This window comes from Candidatus Binataceae bacterium (genome assembly GCA_035508495.1).
Classification (GTDB): domain Bacteria; phylum Desulfobacterota; class Binatia; order Binatales; family Binataceae; genus JASHPB01.
The window spans coordinates 1-15,432 of record DATJMX010000075.1; the positions used below are offsets into that span (position 1 = coordinate 1).

Sequence of the window (15,432 nt, forward strand, 5' to 3'; positions counted from 1 at the left end):
TCTTCTATGGGTTGATCCGTTTCGAAGTACCGACAATTCCGAACAGCATTCTCCTTCTAATGGGTTTATCGCTGGGAACGGGCGCTGCTGGAAGTGCGGCTCCACCCCAAAAAAGCAACGCTCCGCTAGCAGCGGCTGCCACCAGATATGTTTCACGTCCCACCCGGCCGCGTTGGGTGGCTGGAACAACGTCAGCGACAACTATGCGCAGACCGGGCGAAGGGCCGAGGTTGTCAGACTTGATTTATTTGTTTCCCAAGGAAGCCGATGCACTTCCGCAGATCTCGCTCGCACGTGCGCAGATGTTGTTCTGGACTGTAATCATTATAGGGATTTTCGTAGCCAAAAGTGCGATTGATGGCGTGCTGTGGGATGTACCGACGGGACTCATCGCTCTAATGGGATTCAGTCAAGTCGCTACGTCGGTCCCAAATATATCGGCCCTTACGCAGGTTCCTGGTCACAGTAAGAGAAGTATCCGTCGCCAGTTCGACGTAATCTGGTTGCATCGATAACGCGCAGAGGGCGGAAACCCATCATGGCAAACAACCCGCGCAGGCTCGCTGTTACAATCAAGGGTGGTGTGTCGCTCGGAGCATACGAGGCCGGCGTAATCACCGAAATACTTAACATTATAGAGTACAACAACACGCATGGCGGAACTTCCTGGTATATCGACGCAATAGCAGGAGCTAGTGCAGGCTCCATTACCGCCGCGCTGCTCGCGCAGATTCTCGCGGGCAACGGACAGACCTCTTTACTGCATGATGCCTGGGTTAGTGGCATTTCACTCGAAACGCTAGCCAGTAACGCTCAATCGGCGAATACCATTCTGGACTCCGACGCGGTATCTGGCCTTGCGGACAAATATTTGCCAAGCCTTAGTCAGTCCCTAAGCGCGCATGCCGCTTTCAATGGTCAGTCTGTGTCGCTCGCCTTTACTGTGTCTGGCTTGGCATTAGATCCTGAGTCACTTCTTGCGCTGAATAATCGCTTGCTGACCTGGCATGAGTATTCAGTGGTGGGACGCTTCAAGATGCTTGTGTCCCAATCGAAGAGCCTCGACTATTGGGCATCGCCTATTGGCATTTACAATCATAACGCGCCAGATCAAGGGGTGATAACCGGGGCTGATGCCTATCAGGCATTGAAACAGACCGCGGTCACCTCCGGGGCGTTTCCTTTGGCGTTTGCACCTCGTGGACTCGCTCGGTTCGAAGATAGTCTGATGTGGCGCGACCGTTGGTTTGTCGATGGTGGAGTGTACGACAACGATCCCGTAGGCGAGATGATCAACCTAGCTCACGATGTCGATTGGAGCACCAACGCCTATGACGATCGCGATCGGCGCTTTCTGATAATCGAACCCGAGAGCTTGCCAGTCGCGGTAACCTTCCCGCCGACAGGCGTAAATCCAGCGGCGCTGCTGGACGTCGGGCCCGCAGGCGTCCTCGAACAGATTCTGCCGGGTCTGCTGGAGCAATCTCAGGAGTCCGGCGTGAGGGGTATTGCTGCCGTTAACAGTCAAATTAACGAGCGCCAGAATATTCTCTCGGATCTTTGCTCCGCCCTTAACACGATCAGCATCGATTTTAGTACCCTGCAAAGGCTTGCCGGATCCATCACTGATCAACTCGCACGCCGCAGGAAGATCGATCAGAGCCGGCTGCAATTGTTCCGAGAGAATTTTATTCCTGATCTCGCCGCTCTGGAACCCGATCTTGCAGAGCGTGCCTCACGGCTCGATGTGCCGTCGAGCGGAAGAACTAACGTCGCAGGAGCTTTTGTCGAGCTCGGACTGCTAATGGACTTTGCGGCGGATCTAGCTGATAAAGTTAGTTTTTGTCCTATTGTCGTCAGTCCCGACACGGCGCTTGCAGGTGATCCGATGTGGGCGTTCTCCGGGTTTTTTCTTGCGGACATTCGCGAGCATGATTTCCAGCGAGGCCGCTATGATGCATACCAGGCACTGACAGCCATCAAGGATCCAACACTCATTCTCTATACAGGAAGCGGCGTGCCAACCGATCCAGGAGTCTTCACGCCGACAGCGGCCCAGCAGGCCGCATATAACGCTAATTCTGAGACTTTCAAGAATCGCATTGATGTAGTGGTGAGGACCTTGATTGGAGAGGTGACTAAGGGAAGTCTTTTGTTCGAGATTCCACTTCTTGGTACTGGTCTCGATGATACTATCTCGTGGATGGTCGATAAGGTGATCGACGAGTTCCTCAAATCATAAGTCTGGTCGACCCATCGAGGAGCGGCGATTGGGGAAAGACGGAGGGAGCCGAAGCTGGACCCCTTCGTCGGGATTGGCGACGGCTGGATGGCGCCGGTGTCGGGTGTGCAGGATTTCCGGCGCGCCCAATAGCACGTCCTGATGTGTCTTCCCATTTCGCGGCGCCCTGTAGCCGGTAGCGAGGCAGATCACAACTATCTTGTAACTCCCGAAAATGTCGTAAAAGGTCAGCACCTTTGGAATGACAGCCAGCCCTGAGGCTTTTTCGTAGGCCGCGAAGAATTCCTCTCTCGGCATAAACCCGCCCGCGAGAAACGTTTCGTGATCTTCAGCCATATGACCCAGAAGCCGATTTGTCGCCCATGCCAGATCGGCGTGACGGTCTCCCAGGTAAGCCATTTCCCAATCGAGCCATGCGGAAATCTTTGTGTCGTGTTCGGTGAAAAGGAAATTGCCGGTACGATAGTCGCCATGCACTACCGAGATATGGTCAACAGGTGGCATGTTGCCCCGAAGCCACGACATCGCAAGCCGCATCAAGGGAATGTCTTCGTTGGCATCTTCTTCCCACACTCGTTCCCAATGGTTGAGTTCCCATTCGACGGCCTCGACACTTGGAGCAGGCTTATCAAACGCACTTAGGTTCGCCCTGTGCTTTTGACAATGCAGCATGGCCCATTTTGATGCTCAGATTTGGCCCACCCTCCGGGTTGTCAGCGAGCAGCTATAGCCATTTTGATTCCTAGTTGCTGGTCAGGGGGAGTGCGAGGGGGACCGCCCCCTCGCCGCTCCGTTGAACTCATTCGGTGGTCTCCGGGGCTCGGGGTTTGCGTCGCTCCGCGGTTCTGCGGAAGCGGTACGATTCGGTTCCGGTCTCGATGATTTGGGCCCGATCAGTGATGCGATCGAGCAGCGCTTTACAGAGCCGGGCATTGGGAATCACCTGGGTCCATTCCGAGAAGGGCAGATTGGTCGTGACGATGACCGCCGCCTTCTCGGCGCGCTCGGCAATCACCTGGAACAGGAACTCAGCGCCAACTTCGGCCAGCGGCACATAGCCAACTTCATCGAGTGCGATCAGATCGTAACGAGCCCAGCGCGCCAGCGTGCGCCCGAGCTGCAACTGATGCTTAGCCTCGACCAGCTCATTGATCAGCGCTGCAGCGGTAGTGAAGCGAACGCGGCGCTTCTGGCGGCAAGCGGCTACCGCGAGTCCCGTGAGTAGATGGGTTTTGCCCGTCCCGCTATCACCGATAAAGATGATCGGCTCAGCTCGGGCGATATAATCGCCCTTGGCGAGTTCATGGATCTGCTGCGCCGAGATCCTAGGGCACTTGGCGAACTCGAACTCCTCCAGAGTTTTCATCCGCGGTAATCGAGCTTCGTGGATGCGCCGTTCGATCAGCCGTTGTTCGCGATCCTCGAGTTCAGCCTGGAGCAGGGCTTCGAGATAACCGAGATGCGTGCGGCGTTCGCGCACCGCTTGTTCTGCGAGTTGCGTGCACTGCGCGGCGATACTCGGCAGATGCAGCACCTTGCACTGCTGGTGGATAGTGGCGGCTTCCAACGCTGTGCGCTCTGCGTTCATGATGCCGCCCTCTGGCCAAGCAATGCATCGTAATCGGCTAGCGAAGGCTGCGGCCGCTCGTAGCGCGAGAGCGTGCCGCCCAACTCGATAATCGTACTGCGCGCACGAGCGAGATCGGCAGCCTCGGTCAGATGCCGGATCGCCGCCGCATCCGAACATCCAAGCGCGAGCGCTTCTTCGACCGCCGCGCGCAGCCGCCGATGCCCATGCGGCCTTATCAGACTCAGGACCTGGATCATCAGGCGCGTGCCGCTCTGCCGGCCGTGCCGGCTGACTAATTCGGCGAGCAAACGATCATAACTCTCAGGCCACAGCCCGCGTTGCCGCCACGCCGCCAGCGGCTTCGATCCGATAAGCGCTCCCGGCTTACGCTCCAGCACATCGAGATAGTGTTCGAGATCGAGCACTTGCTGATGGCGCTCGTAACAACGCTCGTGGCGGGCGACGCAGCGCCCTTCGTGCCAGATCTCGACGCAACTCGGATAGAGCCGGACCTCGACCGTCCGCCCCACATCAAGCGGAACGGAATACAAGTTGGTTCGCACCCTGACGCAGCCCAGCCCATCCACCTTCGGGAAAGAGATATCGGCGAGGTCAAAGCCGTGCTCGGCAAGCGGCAGCAGATGCGCACGTTCTTCGATCATCAGCGCGCCTACCGGCCGGCTCCGCCCGGCGATCTGACGGCATTCGTCGGCGCGACACGCGGCCAGTAACTGGAGGTTGAGATCTTCGAGATCGCGCGCTTTGGGCAGCGGCACCCAGTGATTGCGCCGGAAGTAGCCGGCCTCGCCCTCGATGCCACCTTTTTCGTGCGCCTCGTACGGCGAGCAGAACTCGCTGCTGAAGCGCCAGTGCGAGCGGAACGCGATGAAACGCGCGGTCTCCTCGCGCCGATAGCCGCGCAGGATCTTCTTCACCGCGGCCTTCAAGTTGTCGTACCGCAGGATCGCGAAGACGCCCTGATAATAGTTGAATGCGTGCTCGTGAGCTTCGAGGAAGGCCTGCTGGGTGGCGTGATGATACGCGCGGTGGAAGGCCGCGCCGCTCGCCATGCTGCGCATCGTAAACACTTGCAGCGGTACTTGTGTGCCGCTCAGTTCCGCCCACGCCTCATACCAGTCAACCTGGGCTTCCTCTCCGAGTTGGTAACTCTGCGGCACACAGGTCACTCGCGATGACCAACCCAGCTCCGCCTTACGCTCACGTACATACTGCCTAACCGTAGCTTCCGCGGCCTGGTGCTCGGGTCGCTCGGCTACAATCCGCTGCCAGATGCGATGCGCGGTGTGTCGCTGTTTACGTGGTGCCCTGCGGTCGGCTTCGAGGATGGCATCGATGAACGCGATCAACGGTCCCATCACCGGTCGAACGCGCTCGACAGGCTTGCGCTCGGGCGGTTCTGCGCTGAGTAATGCCTGCCGCACCATTCGCCGATGAACTCCGAACTTGGCCGCGACTCCTTTGATGCTTCCGACTCCGAACTCGTATTCCCTGCGGATCAGCTCGAACAGCTCCACCTTCGCTCTCCTCTCCATCCCGGCCTCCTGCCACATCAACAGGATGTCCGGTCTATGGAGGGTGGGCCAATCTACAGCATCGAAATGGGCCGTTTTACAGTATCGAAATCAAGAGCGACTCCCGCGCGCTGCGCTCGCAGCAGCTCCTCGCGGAGTGGAGATTCGGATTCGTCATCTTCGCCGGACTGCATGCTAAGTTTGTAGCGTGGCGTTTAAAAAAGCGAAAGACGAACAGAGGCAGAGGAATGTCGCGCCGAGCGTGCATAAATCTTGTTGAGTCCGGACCGTAGGCGTGCGAGCTGCTTTCTTTCAGCGGGTTCGACTCATGTCTCAATTCAGCGAAGCTTGCCGCCTTCTCACTTTTCAACTCAATCCGTGAGGCGGCGAGAAAATTTGCTTCCTGGCTGGCCGTGGTTACAATCAAATAAAGGCATCGAGAGTGACGCGAGGGTACCGGCCCGATGACCGCCACGGCAACCTGGGGAGACAACCAAGGTGCCAAAGCCGGCCTGGAGACGGGGACGATGCGGCTAATGATGACGACCGATCTCATCGCGAAGCCCGAATTCGCGTCCGATTTCAGGTCCCTCCTCCACTTTTATCAACATAGAAGTTGGCGCCGCGCTGGCGACAGCAAGGAGGATGGATGGCATCACGAGGATTCTTTGGCGATCTGCACGACGCTCTAACCGGCGACGGCCCGTATTATCGTCGCCGGCTGAACGGATGCGAGGTGCGGATTCTTGCGTTTACCTATCAGCCGATTTTCGCTCAACCGCCCCGGCGGGTCGAGCGGCAGACCACGGAAGAGACGGGCGGAATGATCGTGTTGCCGGTCAACGTCGACCCTTGCGATGAGATCTTCATGGAGTGGTTCTGCCAGTCCACTGAACAGAAGCCTGTGAACCTGAACGTCAATTCAGTCGCCGCTGCTATCGGAACCGGCGAGTTTGTCCTTGGTCGGTGGTTTAGCGGACGAATTACCAAGAATGGCTGTGTCTTTGACCAGCATTCTCGTACGATCGAGGTCCGCAAATTGAATCACGACGCGATGGTACAGGCAGCCACGTCGCTCTGCCGCCGGCTGTCAATCCCTTGCCTATTGTTCAAGGACTACTCGCCGAAGACACGGGAGTTCTATCTCGTTAGGCTGCTGGAACCGGACGTGGCTGCCGCATGACGAATCGAGCAGTAAGAGGTCGACAAATGGTGGTTCGTCGATAGAGCGATCCGATCCGTCAAAGTGTCAGTTCTCCCACACAGCGTGATGCTTTCTCGACAGTCGGAAGTGTCAATTGAATTCCTGAGCTGAGCGATCAGAGAATTCAGTTTCGATTCTCTGCGTGATGTTTCTGACGCTTTGACACTTCCGCGTCACTGCGACACGGCTCCGAATCCGTTTCGGTAGAAGGAACGACGATTCAGCGTGCAGAGCGCCGCTCTGGACATTCTTGAGCGCGAGAGCAAACAAGGCGGAGGTGATGTTAGACAGGATGGCCTTGTTTTCGGAGCGATAGATACTTCGGCGTTCGTTCGGAAACACTGGATCAGCTCGTCAGAAATGCTCGCCAGTCGGGCAGAGACGCTCGCTAACGGGTTTGGGCATGCCGATGCGGCTTTTCTTCTTCTACGTCCGAGATTCGGAGAACGGCCGGGAGACGGCTCGGCCGTGCTCTTCCCAAAATTCAACCCTGAGCGGATGCTGCTACTCGCTTAGCTCCTCGAGCAGCGCCTTGGCGTCCTTCAAGTCGGCGGTGTCGAAGCCCTCCGTGTACCAGTTGTAGATGTCGGCGAGCATCGCGCGCGCCTCGTCGCGGCGATTGGTATCGCGCAGCAATCGCGCGAGGCTGGTCGTCGCGCGCAACTCCCACGACTTCGCACTCTGATTGCGCGCCACTTCGAGTGCTTTTCTAAAGTGCTTTTCAGCAAGTAACTTGCTTTGAGTCTTTGAGCGCGAAGCTTTCTGCCGCGGCACCAAAAGTCCTTTCAGGCGATGCACCTCCGCCTCATCTCGCCGCTCGCCTGTCTTTTCGACTGCGGTTACCGCTTCCTCCACCGCTTTTACGCCTTCATCGACGTGTCCCAAAACTCCGTAGCTCTCCGCGAGGGCGATGTAATACTCCGGCCAATTTATCCGAGACCCCGTTGTCCCGTAGATACCTAAGCCTCGGAGTATTTCCACGATGCCTTCCTCGCGCGTTCCCTCTTGGGCCAAGGCCCATCCACGAATGAGCGTTGCTGTACCCAGAAAGAACGGGAACCCGTGTTTCGAGCAGATCTCAATCGCGGCCTCTGCCGATTCGCGCGTCGCCTGTTCTCGTCGGCACAACTGGTAGACTAGAGCGGCGTGGGTAAACGCGTAGCCAAGGGTGTAAGGGTGCGCAAGCTCCTGAGCCAGAGAGACAGCTCCTTCGATCTTAGTGCAAGCCTGATCAGGATAGCCGAGGTACCACAAGGTTAAGGCCGTAAAGCTGAGGCAGTCGACCCCCGGATCCTGAGTGGCACGAAAAGATTTTGCGCGCCGTTTCTGCGGGTCGTAGAAGCTGATCGCTTGCTCAAGATGGTCCCGAGCAGGAGCGAACTCGCCAAGCCACAGCAGGGTGGTTCCCAGCGCCTCGTGGGCACCGAGTAGAAACAAGGGGCGGCGCAAGCGCTCGGCTAAAGCCAAAAGGTTCAGTCCCAGTTCGCGTGCCTGTTTAAACTTGGCCTGTACTTGATAGACCGCCCACAGTCCTGACATCACGCGAAAAAGTTGGGGTTGGTCATCGATTTCTCGGCACAGTTCGTACGCCCGCGAGTAAGCTTTCTCCGTCTGCCGTGTTGACAGACCGAGCGTTGCGTCCAGAGCGCGGCCCATGGTGAGTTGCAGCGTAATTTCTTCTTGGGTGCGCTCGGCACCCGTCGGCCATTCCTGCAGCCGCTCAATTGCGCTTGTGACGTAGGTAACGGCCTGATTGTGGACCGTGCGTCGTGCTGCTTGCGCCGCGGCGCGTTCGAGGTACTCGACCGCCTTTCGAGCATTAGGGCTGCAGTTATAGTGAAACGCGAGTTCGGCCCAATAATCCTCCCGGGTATCGGTGAAGATCCGCTCAATCGCCGCGGCGACTTCGAGATGAAGCTTTTGTCGCAGGGCACTCGATAAACGGCTGATCACCGTTTGACGGACCAGTTCGTGAGAGAATTGAAACCGGGCCTTGGGGGCCTCAGTGAGTGAGTAAACGAGGCCAGCCCCCTCGGCTTCCGCGATGCACTCCATCAGTGAGTCTCCGTCGGTCCCGCTCGCAGCCTCCAGCAACTCGAAACTGAAGAAACGGCCGATGGTAGCGGCGGTTGCTAACATCCCTCTAGTAGTTTCATCCAGGCGCTCCAGTCGACGACCTACTACCAGACGCACACTTTCCGGCACTTCGAACTCAGCTATCTTGAGAGAGGAGTGAAATTCGCCTGCGGAATTGTAAAGCCGATTTTCTTCGTCAAGATGACGGAACAACTCCTCGACGAAAAATGGGTTCCCTTCGGTTTCCGCAAAGATTTCTTCGACCACCTCGGCGGGTGCTGATTTGCCACTGAGTCGACTGACCATGGTCGCGACGTCGTCGCGCAGCAGCCCTTTGAGCTTCAAACGAGTCGCAATTCGCCCGCGGAGTAGATCTTCCAGGGTCTTGGCCAATCCGCGAGTGACATCGATTTTAGCATCACGGTAGGTACCAAGGAGCATCACAGGAAGATCCGCGATTCTTTGTGCGAGGTGGTCGAGCAGCGCCAAGGTGGAATCGTCAGCCCAGTGAAGGTCTTCCACGATCATCAAAGTTGGTTGTTCGTTGGCGATCCGGGCCACGAAGTCGAAGAAGCAATTGAACAGATGACGACGCGCTTGCAGAGGCGGCAGATCCAGAGCAGGTGGCAGATCGGGCAGAATACGCCTCAACTTGGGGAGCAGTCGCGCCAACTCCGATGCTTCTTCCGCCAGTTGCCGGCGCAACTGCCCGGGTTCTGCTATGCCATCGACGAACCTCTCGAGCATTTCGACGAATGGCAGGAAAGGAACGGCTTCCTGAAAACAGTGTCCGATCCGGACCGCTAATCCCTTAGCCTCTGCCACCGCCGCGAACTCGTCGGCGAGCCGCGTCTTACCGATGCCGGGTTCGCCAGAGACCAGAAAAACCAAGCGGCCACGCCCTGCGAGCGTTTCGTCGAGCCCGCTCGTCAAGGATCTCAGTTCCCGCTCGCGTCCGACCATCGCATCGAGACCGCGAGCACGAAAGTGTCCGGTGCTGCCGGTCTTCGGTCTGCGAATCTGGGCGACGAACCGGTAGCCTCTGGCCGGCACGGTAAGGATGAACCTAGGTGCCTCAGGGTTGTCGCCTAGAGCGCGGCGGAGCTTACGCACCGCGGTGTTAATGGAGTTCTCCGCATCGACGAAGACGCCCTTCCCCCACACGCGCTCGAGGATTTCCTCGCGTGTGACAAGTTGCCCACGACGCTCCACCAGAAGCCATAGAAGCTCCAGCGGAATGCGCTGAAGCGGTATGACGGTACCTTCTCGGCGCAGCTCGCAAGCTGCCCGATCCAGCTCGAAATCTCCGAATCTGATTGGGTTGGCGGGCATTGTTCCCCCGAGCGCTGATTCTAGTGTCGCCGCGAGCGAGCGTACAGGCGAACAAACGCAACGAAATCTGTCGAGTTCAGAGGAAGTTCAGCCAGAGTTCAGACCGAGTCCATTGGCGATCGAACTCATCTGCAGCAACATCTTCGCCATCGCGCGAAAAGGAGGAAGTGTTAGTGAAAAAGTTAGCGACACTAGCCGTGTTGGCCGGAGGAATGATTCTGGCAGGAAGCTCGCCAGGACTCGCTCAGATGCTCGGATTGCTCGGGACCCAGCCAGCTCTCGCTCAAGTCGTGGCGCTGGACGAATGCGATCCGGCTACCTTCAACGACCCAGCGGTGGGCGGCCCTGACTTCTGCAAGAACATCGCCCTTGGATTCAGCACCACCTTTGCCGACCTGCTCGCATCCATCAACGCCGGCACCCCTGATCCGGGTTGGGATTTTGAACCCGATCAGCTCACCGTCAAACAAGGGACCATCATCACCGTGGCCAATGAGGGTGGCGAGCCTCATACCTTCACGGAAGTGAAGAATTACGGCGGAGGATTTCTGCCACCGCTCAACGATGGCCAGTCTATCATCCCCGAGTGCAGCGGTGGTTTTAAGAACATCGCGGTGGCGAGAACGCGAATCCTCCAGGGCAGCCATCTCGACGTGGTCGGCCTCTCAAAGGGCAAACATCTCTTCGAGTGCTGCATTCATCCCTGGATGCGCATCGAAGTAGATGTGAAGTGAACAGCCGACTCGGTGCGTTGTGCAATACGCTGATTCAATTTTTTGAAAGTAGATGCATGCGATGATATTTGAGGACCTAACCGGGGCTCGCGGTCGACGGCTCGTTTCGCGTTACCTTGTTCGCTGGCATAGGACGTCGCCAGAGGAGGCGTCCGCGCGAGCCGGGACCGTCAGAAGACTAGTTGCCCCTGAGCCGCCAAAATACTAAGCGATACACACGAGCGTCGGGAGAATCCGAAGTATTACTCCCGCTGCGCTTCGCGACCGCCCATGGTCGCGGCAGAAATCACGGAGCAGTCGTGAACCTATGGCACTCTACTTGATCGAACGAAATTTCGCCGAGCAATTGAACCTAACCCCGGATGTGGCCTCGGCCGTGAAGCAGGTCAATGTTGATTCTGGCGTCCAATGGCTCTTCTCTTTCCTGAGCGCCGACAAGAAGAAGACCTACTGCCTCTACGAAGCGCCTAATCCCGACGCGATTCGCGAAGCGGCGCGTAAGCTCGGAATTCCGGCCGATGTTATCGTCGAACTCGGCGACCAGAAGCTCGATCCGGGCGCGCCCGGATTGACGAGCCCCACGCGCCCGGGCTGACCTTCAGCTTAGGTGCGGCCTGGTTCTCTCTAGTGCGGCGCTGACTCGCTCGTTGAGCGCGCCCATGCCGAGCCCATGCGCGGTCTCAAAAGCCGCGTGAAGCAGCCCTAACGCCCGCTCGCGATCGCCGGATCGACTACGCCGCAAAAGCATCCCCGCGTACCGATGCTGCGTGTGGGCGACCCAGGGCGGCGCTTCCATCCGCGTGTTCATAGCAAGCGCGTCCTCGAAGTGTCGTTCGGCATCGTCCCATCGCTCGAGCGTCGCGGCGAGCGCGCCGAGATAGCGCGAGAGGGCGCCGTAACACGCGATCGCGTTGCCGACCACGACATTGCGCCCGTCGAACGGCGCGAGCAGAGCGTAGAGCAACGCAGCGCGCCGCTGATCGGCGAGGAAGACGCAGACATCGGCGAGATACGTCATCGACCCCATCCAGAGGGCGTCGCGCGGCAGGTCCGCGAACTCGTGCTGCGCGAGAATCTCGAACTGTTCGCGCGCTTCCGGCTCAAGCCCCAGTTCGGCGTAGATCAGGGCGAGGCCGGGCCGCCATGCCGCCGCCGCGCCGTGTTGCTGGATGAAGTAGCGCACCACCGGCGCGAGTTCCTTGAGCCGGCCCTGTTCGCGTCGAAGGGTAAACATCTGCACCGCGAAGATGCCCGAAGTGTTCTGAGTCTGAAGGCGTTGACCAAGTTCCGACGCCTCGTTCGCGAGGCGTTCGCTGCCGGCGAAATCGCCACGCATCAGCGCCCGCATCGCGCGATAGGCTCGCGCGGTGCTGATCTCGAACCGTTCCTGCCATTTCTCCTCGTACCTGATCCAATCATCAAGCTCGTCGTCGAAGGGGCGCATGTTGCCGAGCTCGAGATGGCATGAGAAAAGCCCCCAACTGGCCAGAGTATAGGCCCGGTCGTGGTAGGCTCCCTTTTTTTCGTTCGCGTGCCAGAGCTGCATCAGTTCACTCGCGTAGGCAAGACGCTGGTCGGTGGTCTCGGGCCCCTGAAACGCGAGAAGCGCTCCTTCCAATGACTCGGACAGCAGTTCGGGATCGGCAAAGCTCCGAGCCAGCGCGACAGCTGCGCGTGCCGTCTCCTTTGCCTCTTTACCCTGGCCGGTTGCCGCCAGCGCCAAGCCTAGCGCGGACAGCGTCTTAATCCTGAGCGCTTGATCGCCGGTCGGTGCGGTTCGCAGTGCATCTTCCAGGAAGTCCACGGCGGGAACGGCGTCGACACCGTACCAGCTCGCCATACGGGCAAGCTCGCGTGCAGCGCGGACCAGGAGTTCCGTGGATTGAAGGAGTTGCGCGAACTTGGCGGCGCGGATGAAGGTGGCCTGGGCTTCGAGGTGTTCACCCAGATTGCTCTGCGCCTCGGCGAGCAAGAAGAAAAGCGCGTATTGCCTCTGATTGTCCTCGCGTTGCTGATGTCGATCGGTTTCCTGCATCAGCTTTTCGAGTAGTCCGAGTCCGTGCTTCACGTAAGTGATTGCTTCAGGATTGGAACCGCGCTGCACGGCACGTTCAGCGGCGTGTTGCCAATGGGGAATTGCTTCGTTGGCGAGGCCCGCCTCGGTGAAGTGATGCGCGATCAGCTCGGGTTGAGTTTCAGCAATGGCGGGAAATCGCGATTCGAGCGCGCGCCCAATCCTTTCATGGAGCACCTTGCGCCGTTCCTGCAGGGCAGAGCCGTACGCCACCTGCTGCGAAAGCGCGTGCTTGAAGACGTAGGTGATATCGGCCAGGGCCGGCTGCTCGTAGATAAATTCGGCGGCCTGCAGATTCGCGAGCATCCGGAGCAGCTCGTCGTCGGATTTTCCGGTAGTCTCGCGCACCAGCTCGAGCGAAAATTCCTTTCCGATTACCGCAAGCGTGTTGAGCAGGTCTTTTTCTTCGGCCGGCAGCCGGTCGATGCGCGAAGCGAGCACCGCCTGCACGGTGGCAGGAATCTCGATCGAGTTCAGCGATCGCGCGAGCTTGACCGCGCCATTGCGCAGCAGCGCGCCCTCCTCGAACAACGCCTGCACGATTTCTTCCATGAAGAACGGGTTGCCCTCGGTCTTCTCGAAGACTACGCGCTTGAGCGCGGCCAGATCGCGGCCCTCGCCGAGCAACGCATTGAGCAACTCCGCGGAGCTTTCGGCGCCGAGCGGATCGAGACGAAGCTGCGTGTAGAACGTCTTGTTGCCCCAGCTATGGCTGTACTCGGGCCGATAGTTCACCAGGATTAGAACGCGCGCCGTGCCGATCGATTCGACTAGCAGGTTGAGCAGCGCCTGCGAGCCCTCGTCGACCCAGTGCAAATCCTCGAAGACGATAATGAGCGGCTGGTTGAGGCTTTCGCGCAAAAGCAAGCGTTTGATCGCGTCCAGGGTGCGGCGCCTTTTGGTATCAGGACTCATCTGGATGAGCGGATCCTGATCCTCGGTTGCTTCGAGCAGGGTGAAGAAGTAGGGCAAGGTGTCTTCCAGCGCGCGATCCAGCATCAGCACCTTGCCGGCGATCTTCTCGCGCCGCCGGCGGACGTCGTCATCGGGGCCGATCCGAAAATAATTTCGCAGCAGTTCGACTAGCGGCAGGTACGCCGAGCCCTTCCCATGCGCGGTTGAGAACGTCTCAAGGAGCAGAGACTCGCTATGTCCTAGAGCCTGGAATTCGTAGAACAACCGCGATTTGCCGAGCCCCGGCTCGGCCACCACGGCGAGCACTTGTCCGCGTCCGGCTTGCGCCGAAGCCAACGCCCGCTTCATCTGCTCTAGCTCGGAGGCACGGCCCACGAATCGCGAAAGTCCGCGCCGCGCGGCGGCCTGCAGGCGTGTCCGCAGCGGGCCCAGTCCAGTAGCCTCGAAAACGTTGACCGGTTCGGTGACGCCTTTTACCTGGGTCGGGCCGAGCGACTTGAAGGTGAAGAATCCCTCGCACAATTTCCTGGTGCTCTCGCCGACTGTGATCGATCCGGTCGGCGCCAGCACCTGGAGACGCGCTGCGAGGTTTGCGGCATGACCGATCGGCGTATACTCGTTGTGGCCGTCGGCGGTCTGAATCGCTCGCACCACCACCTCGCCCGTGTTCACCCCAACGCGGATCTCGATCGGCGGCCGGCCACGCTCGCGAAGGGCGCTGGCATAGCGGTGGAGCTCATCCTGCATCTTGAGCGCCGCAAAGAGTGCGCGCTGCGGATGATCCTCGTGCGCGAGCGGCGCGCCGAACAGCGCGAAGATGCCATCGCCTGTACTTTGCACGATGTAACCGTCGTATCGATGCACGGATTCGATCATCAGCTTGAGCGCAGGATCGACAATCGCCCGCGCTTCTTCGGGATCGAGGTCCTGCTCAAGTTCCGTCGAGCCTTTGATGTCGGCGAACAGCGCCGTGACCGTCTTGCGCTCGCCCTCGAGATTTTCAGCGGCGGGCGTCTCAGCTAGTCGAATAGGTGAATCATTTAATTGCTTTGCCGAGGCCGCCGCGCCGGGCACTCCGAGCGAGGTGCCGCACTCACCACAAAAGCGTTTGCCCGCTGGATTGTCGGCACCGCATTTCGGACAAAGATTCGCTAGCGCCGCGCCGCAATCACCGCAGAACTTCTTGCCAGCCGGATTTTCGACTCCACATTTTGCGCAGCGCATCGGCAGCCTCCCGATCCTGCATACCGATGCGCAAGTATCGCCGGAACACGGGCCAAAGAAAACTGCCGCGTAGAGAACTCCGTTGAGCCGGCGGCGCATTTTAAAGTGGCTCAACCATCGGCGCTGCGGTATTACGAAGTGGGTACCGAGATGGCGAAGACCGCAACGCTGGCGGCGGGCGCGAAATTAAAGTGACTTGAGCACCTGACCTGAATGAGTTTGCTGGAGACTTTAAATGAAAGCTACCCGATTTCATGCCACACCTGACGGCGAATCGCGCTTCCAAGAGATCGAAGTTCCGATCACCGAAAGGCGGCCCGATGAGTTCGGCCATACGATTCTGCTTTCCGGCGCGTGGCCGTCGCCGAGTATCCGCTTCGTTGAGCTGCTCTTTCCGTGTCGCATGACGTGCTTTTAGGCGACTTCGAAACTCATCAGGTCTTTGCTATTTGTGATAATTCTCCGGTAAGCGCGTTCGAGCTACGTCTTCACGAGGACTACTGTCAAGACTTCCTCCAGTTAGATTTGA

10 protein-coding genes and 1 riboswitch are annotated in these 15,432 nt (G+C 58.8%); of the genes, 5 read left to right on the plus strand and 5 right to left on the minus strand.

The window, feature by feature from the left end:
* Positions 1-538 precede the first annotated feature (538 nt).
* Positions 539-2,242: a patatin-like phospholipase family protein gene (locus VMA09_21820; protein ID HUA36261.1), complete on the plus strand. Its 1,704-nt coding sequence runs from the start codon at positions 539-541 to the stop codon at positions 2,240-2,242.
* Here the strand turns inward: VMA09_21820 and VMA09_21825 are convergent.
* From VMA09_21825 to istA, 3 genes are all read right to left on the minus strand, one after another.
* Positions 2,237-2,914, minus strand: a complete 678-nt coding sequence (locus VMA09_21825) for a phosphotransferase family protein (protein ID HUA36262.1) — start codon at positions 2,912-2,914, stop codon at positions 2,237-2,239. The genes VMA09_21820 and VMA09_21825 overlap by 6 nt on opposite strands.
* Before the next feature lie 127 nt (positions 2,915-3,041).
* Entirely contained in the window at positions 3,042-3,830 is a 789-nt protein-coding gene (istB, locus tag VMA09_21830) for an IS21-like element helper ATPase IstB (protein ID HUA36263.1), read from the minus strand.
* Entirely contained in the window at positions 3,827-5,365 is a 1,539-nt protein-coding gene (istA, locus tag VMA09_21835; GenBank protein HUA36264.1) for an IS21 family transposase, read from the minus strand. Before istA ends, istB begins: the two co-directional genes overlap by 4 nt.
* A 409-nt stretch (positions 5,366-5,774) precedes the next feature.
* A riboswitch (SAM riboswitch) is annotated at positions 5,775-5,878 on the plus strand.
* A gap of 115 nt (positions 5,879-5,993) precedes the next feature.
* Here istA and VMA09_21840 point away from each other — a divergent pair.
* A complete protein-coding gene (locus VMA09_21840) occupies positions 5,994-6,527 on the plus strand; it encodes a hypothetical protein (protein ID HUA36265.1) in 534 nt (177 codons plus the stop codon).
* A gap of 525 nt (positions 6,528-7,052) precedes the next feature.
* Here VMA09_21840 and VMA09_21845 read toward each other — a convergent pair.
* A complete protein-coding gene (locus VMA09_21845; protein HUA36266.1) occupies positions 7,053-9,956 on the minus strand; it encodes an AAA family ATPase in 2,904 nt (967 codons plus the stop codon).
* Positions 9,957-10,129: 173 nt separating this feature from the next.
* Between VMA09_21845 and VMA09_21850 the strand changes: the two genes are divergently transcribed.
* Entirely contained in the window at positions 10,130-10,690 is a 561-nt protein-coding gene (locus VMA09_21850; GenBank protein ID HUA36267.1) for a hypothetical protein, read from the plus strand.
* 307 nt (positions 10,691-10,997) lie between these two features.
* On the plus strand, positions 10,998-11,285 hold the full coding sequence (locus VMA09_21855) for a DUF4242 domain-containing protein (protein HUA36268.1): 288 nt from the start codon (positions 10,998-11,000) through the stop codon (positions 11,283-11,285).
* Between the two features lie 3 nt (positions 11,286-11,288).
* Here the strand turns inward: VMA09_21855 and VMA09_21860 are convergent, their stop codons facing one another.
* Entirely contained in the window at positions 11,289-14,903 is a 3,615-nt protein-coding gene (locus VMA09_21860) for an adenylate/guanylate cyclase domain-containing protein (protein HUA36269.1), read from the minus strand.
* A 235-nt stretch (positions 14,904-15,138) separates the two neighbouring features.
* On the opposite strand from VMA09_21860, the gene VMA09_21865 reads away from it, so the two are divergent.
* Positions 15,139-15,321 carry a hypothetical protein gene (locus tag VMA09_21865; protein HUA36270.1) on the plus strand — a complete coding sequence of 61 codons (183 nt, stop codon included), beginning with the start codon at positions 15,139-15,141 and terminating at the stop codon, positions 15,319-15,321.
* Positions 15,322-15,432: the final 111 nt, after the last annotated feature.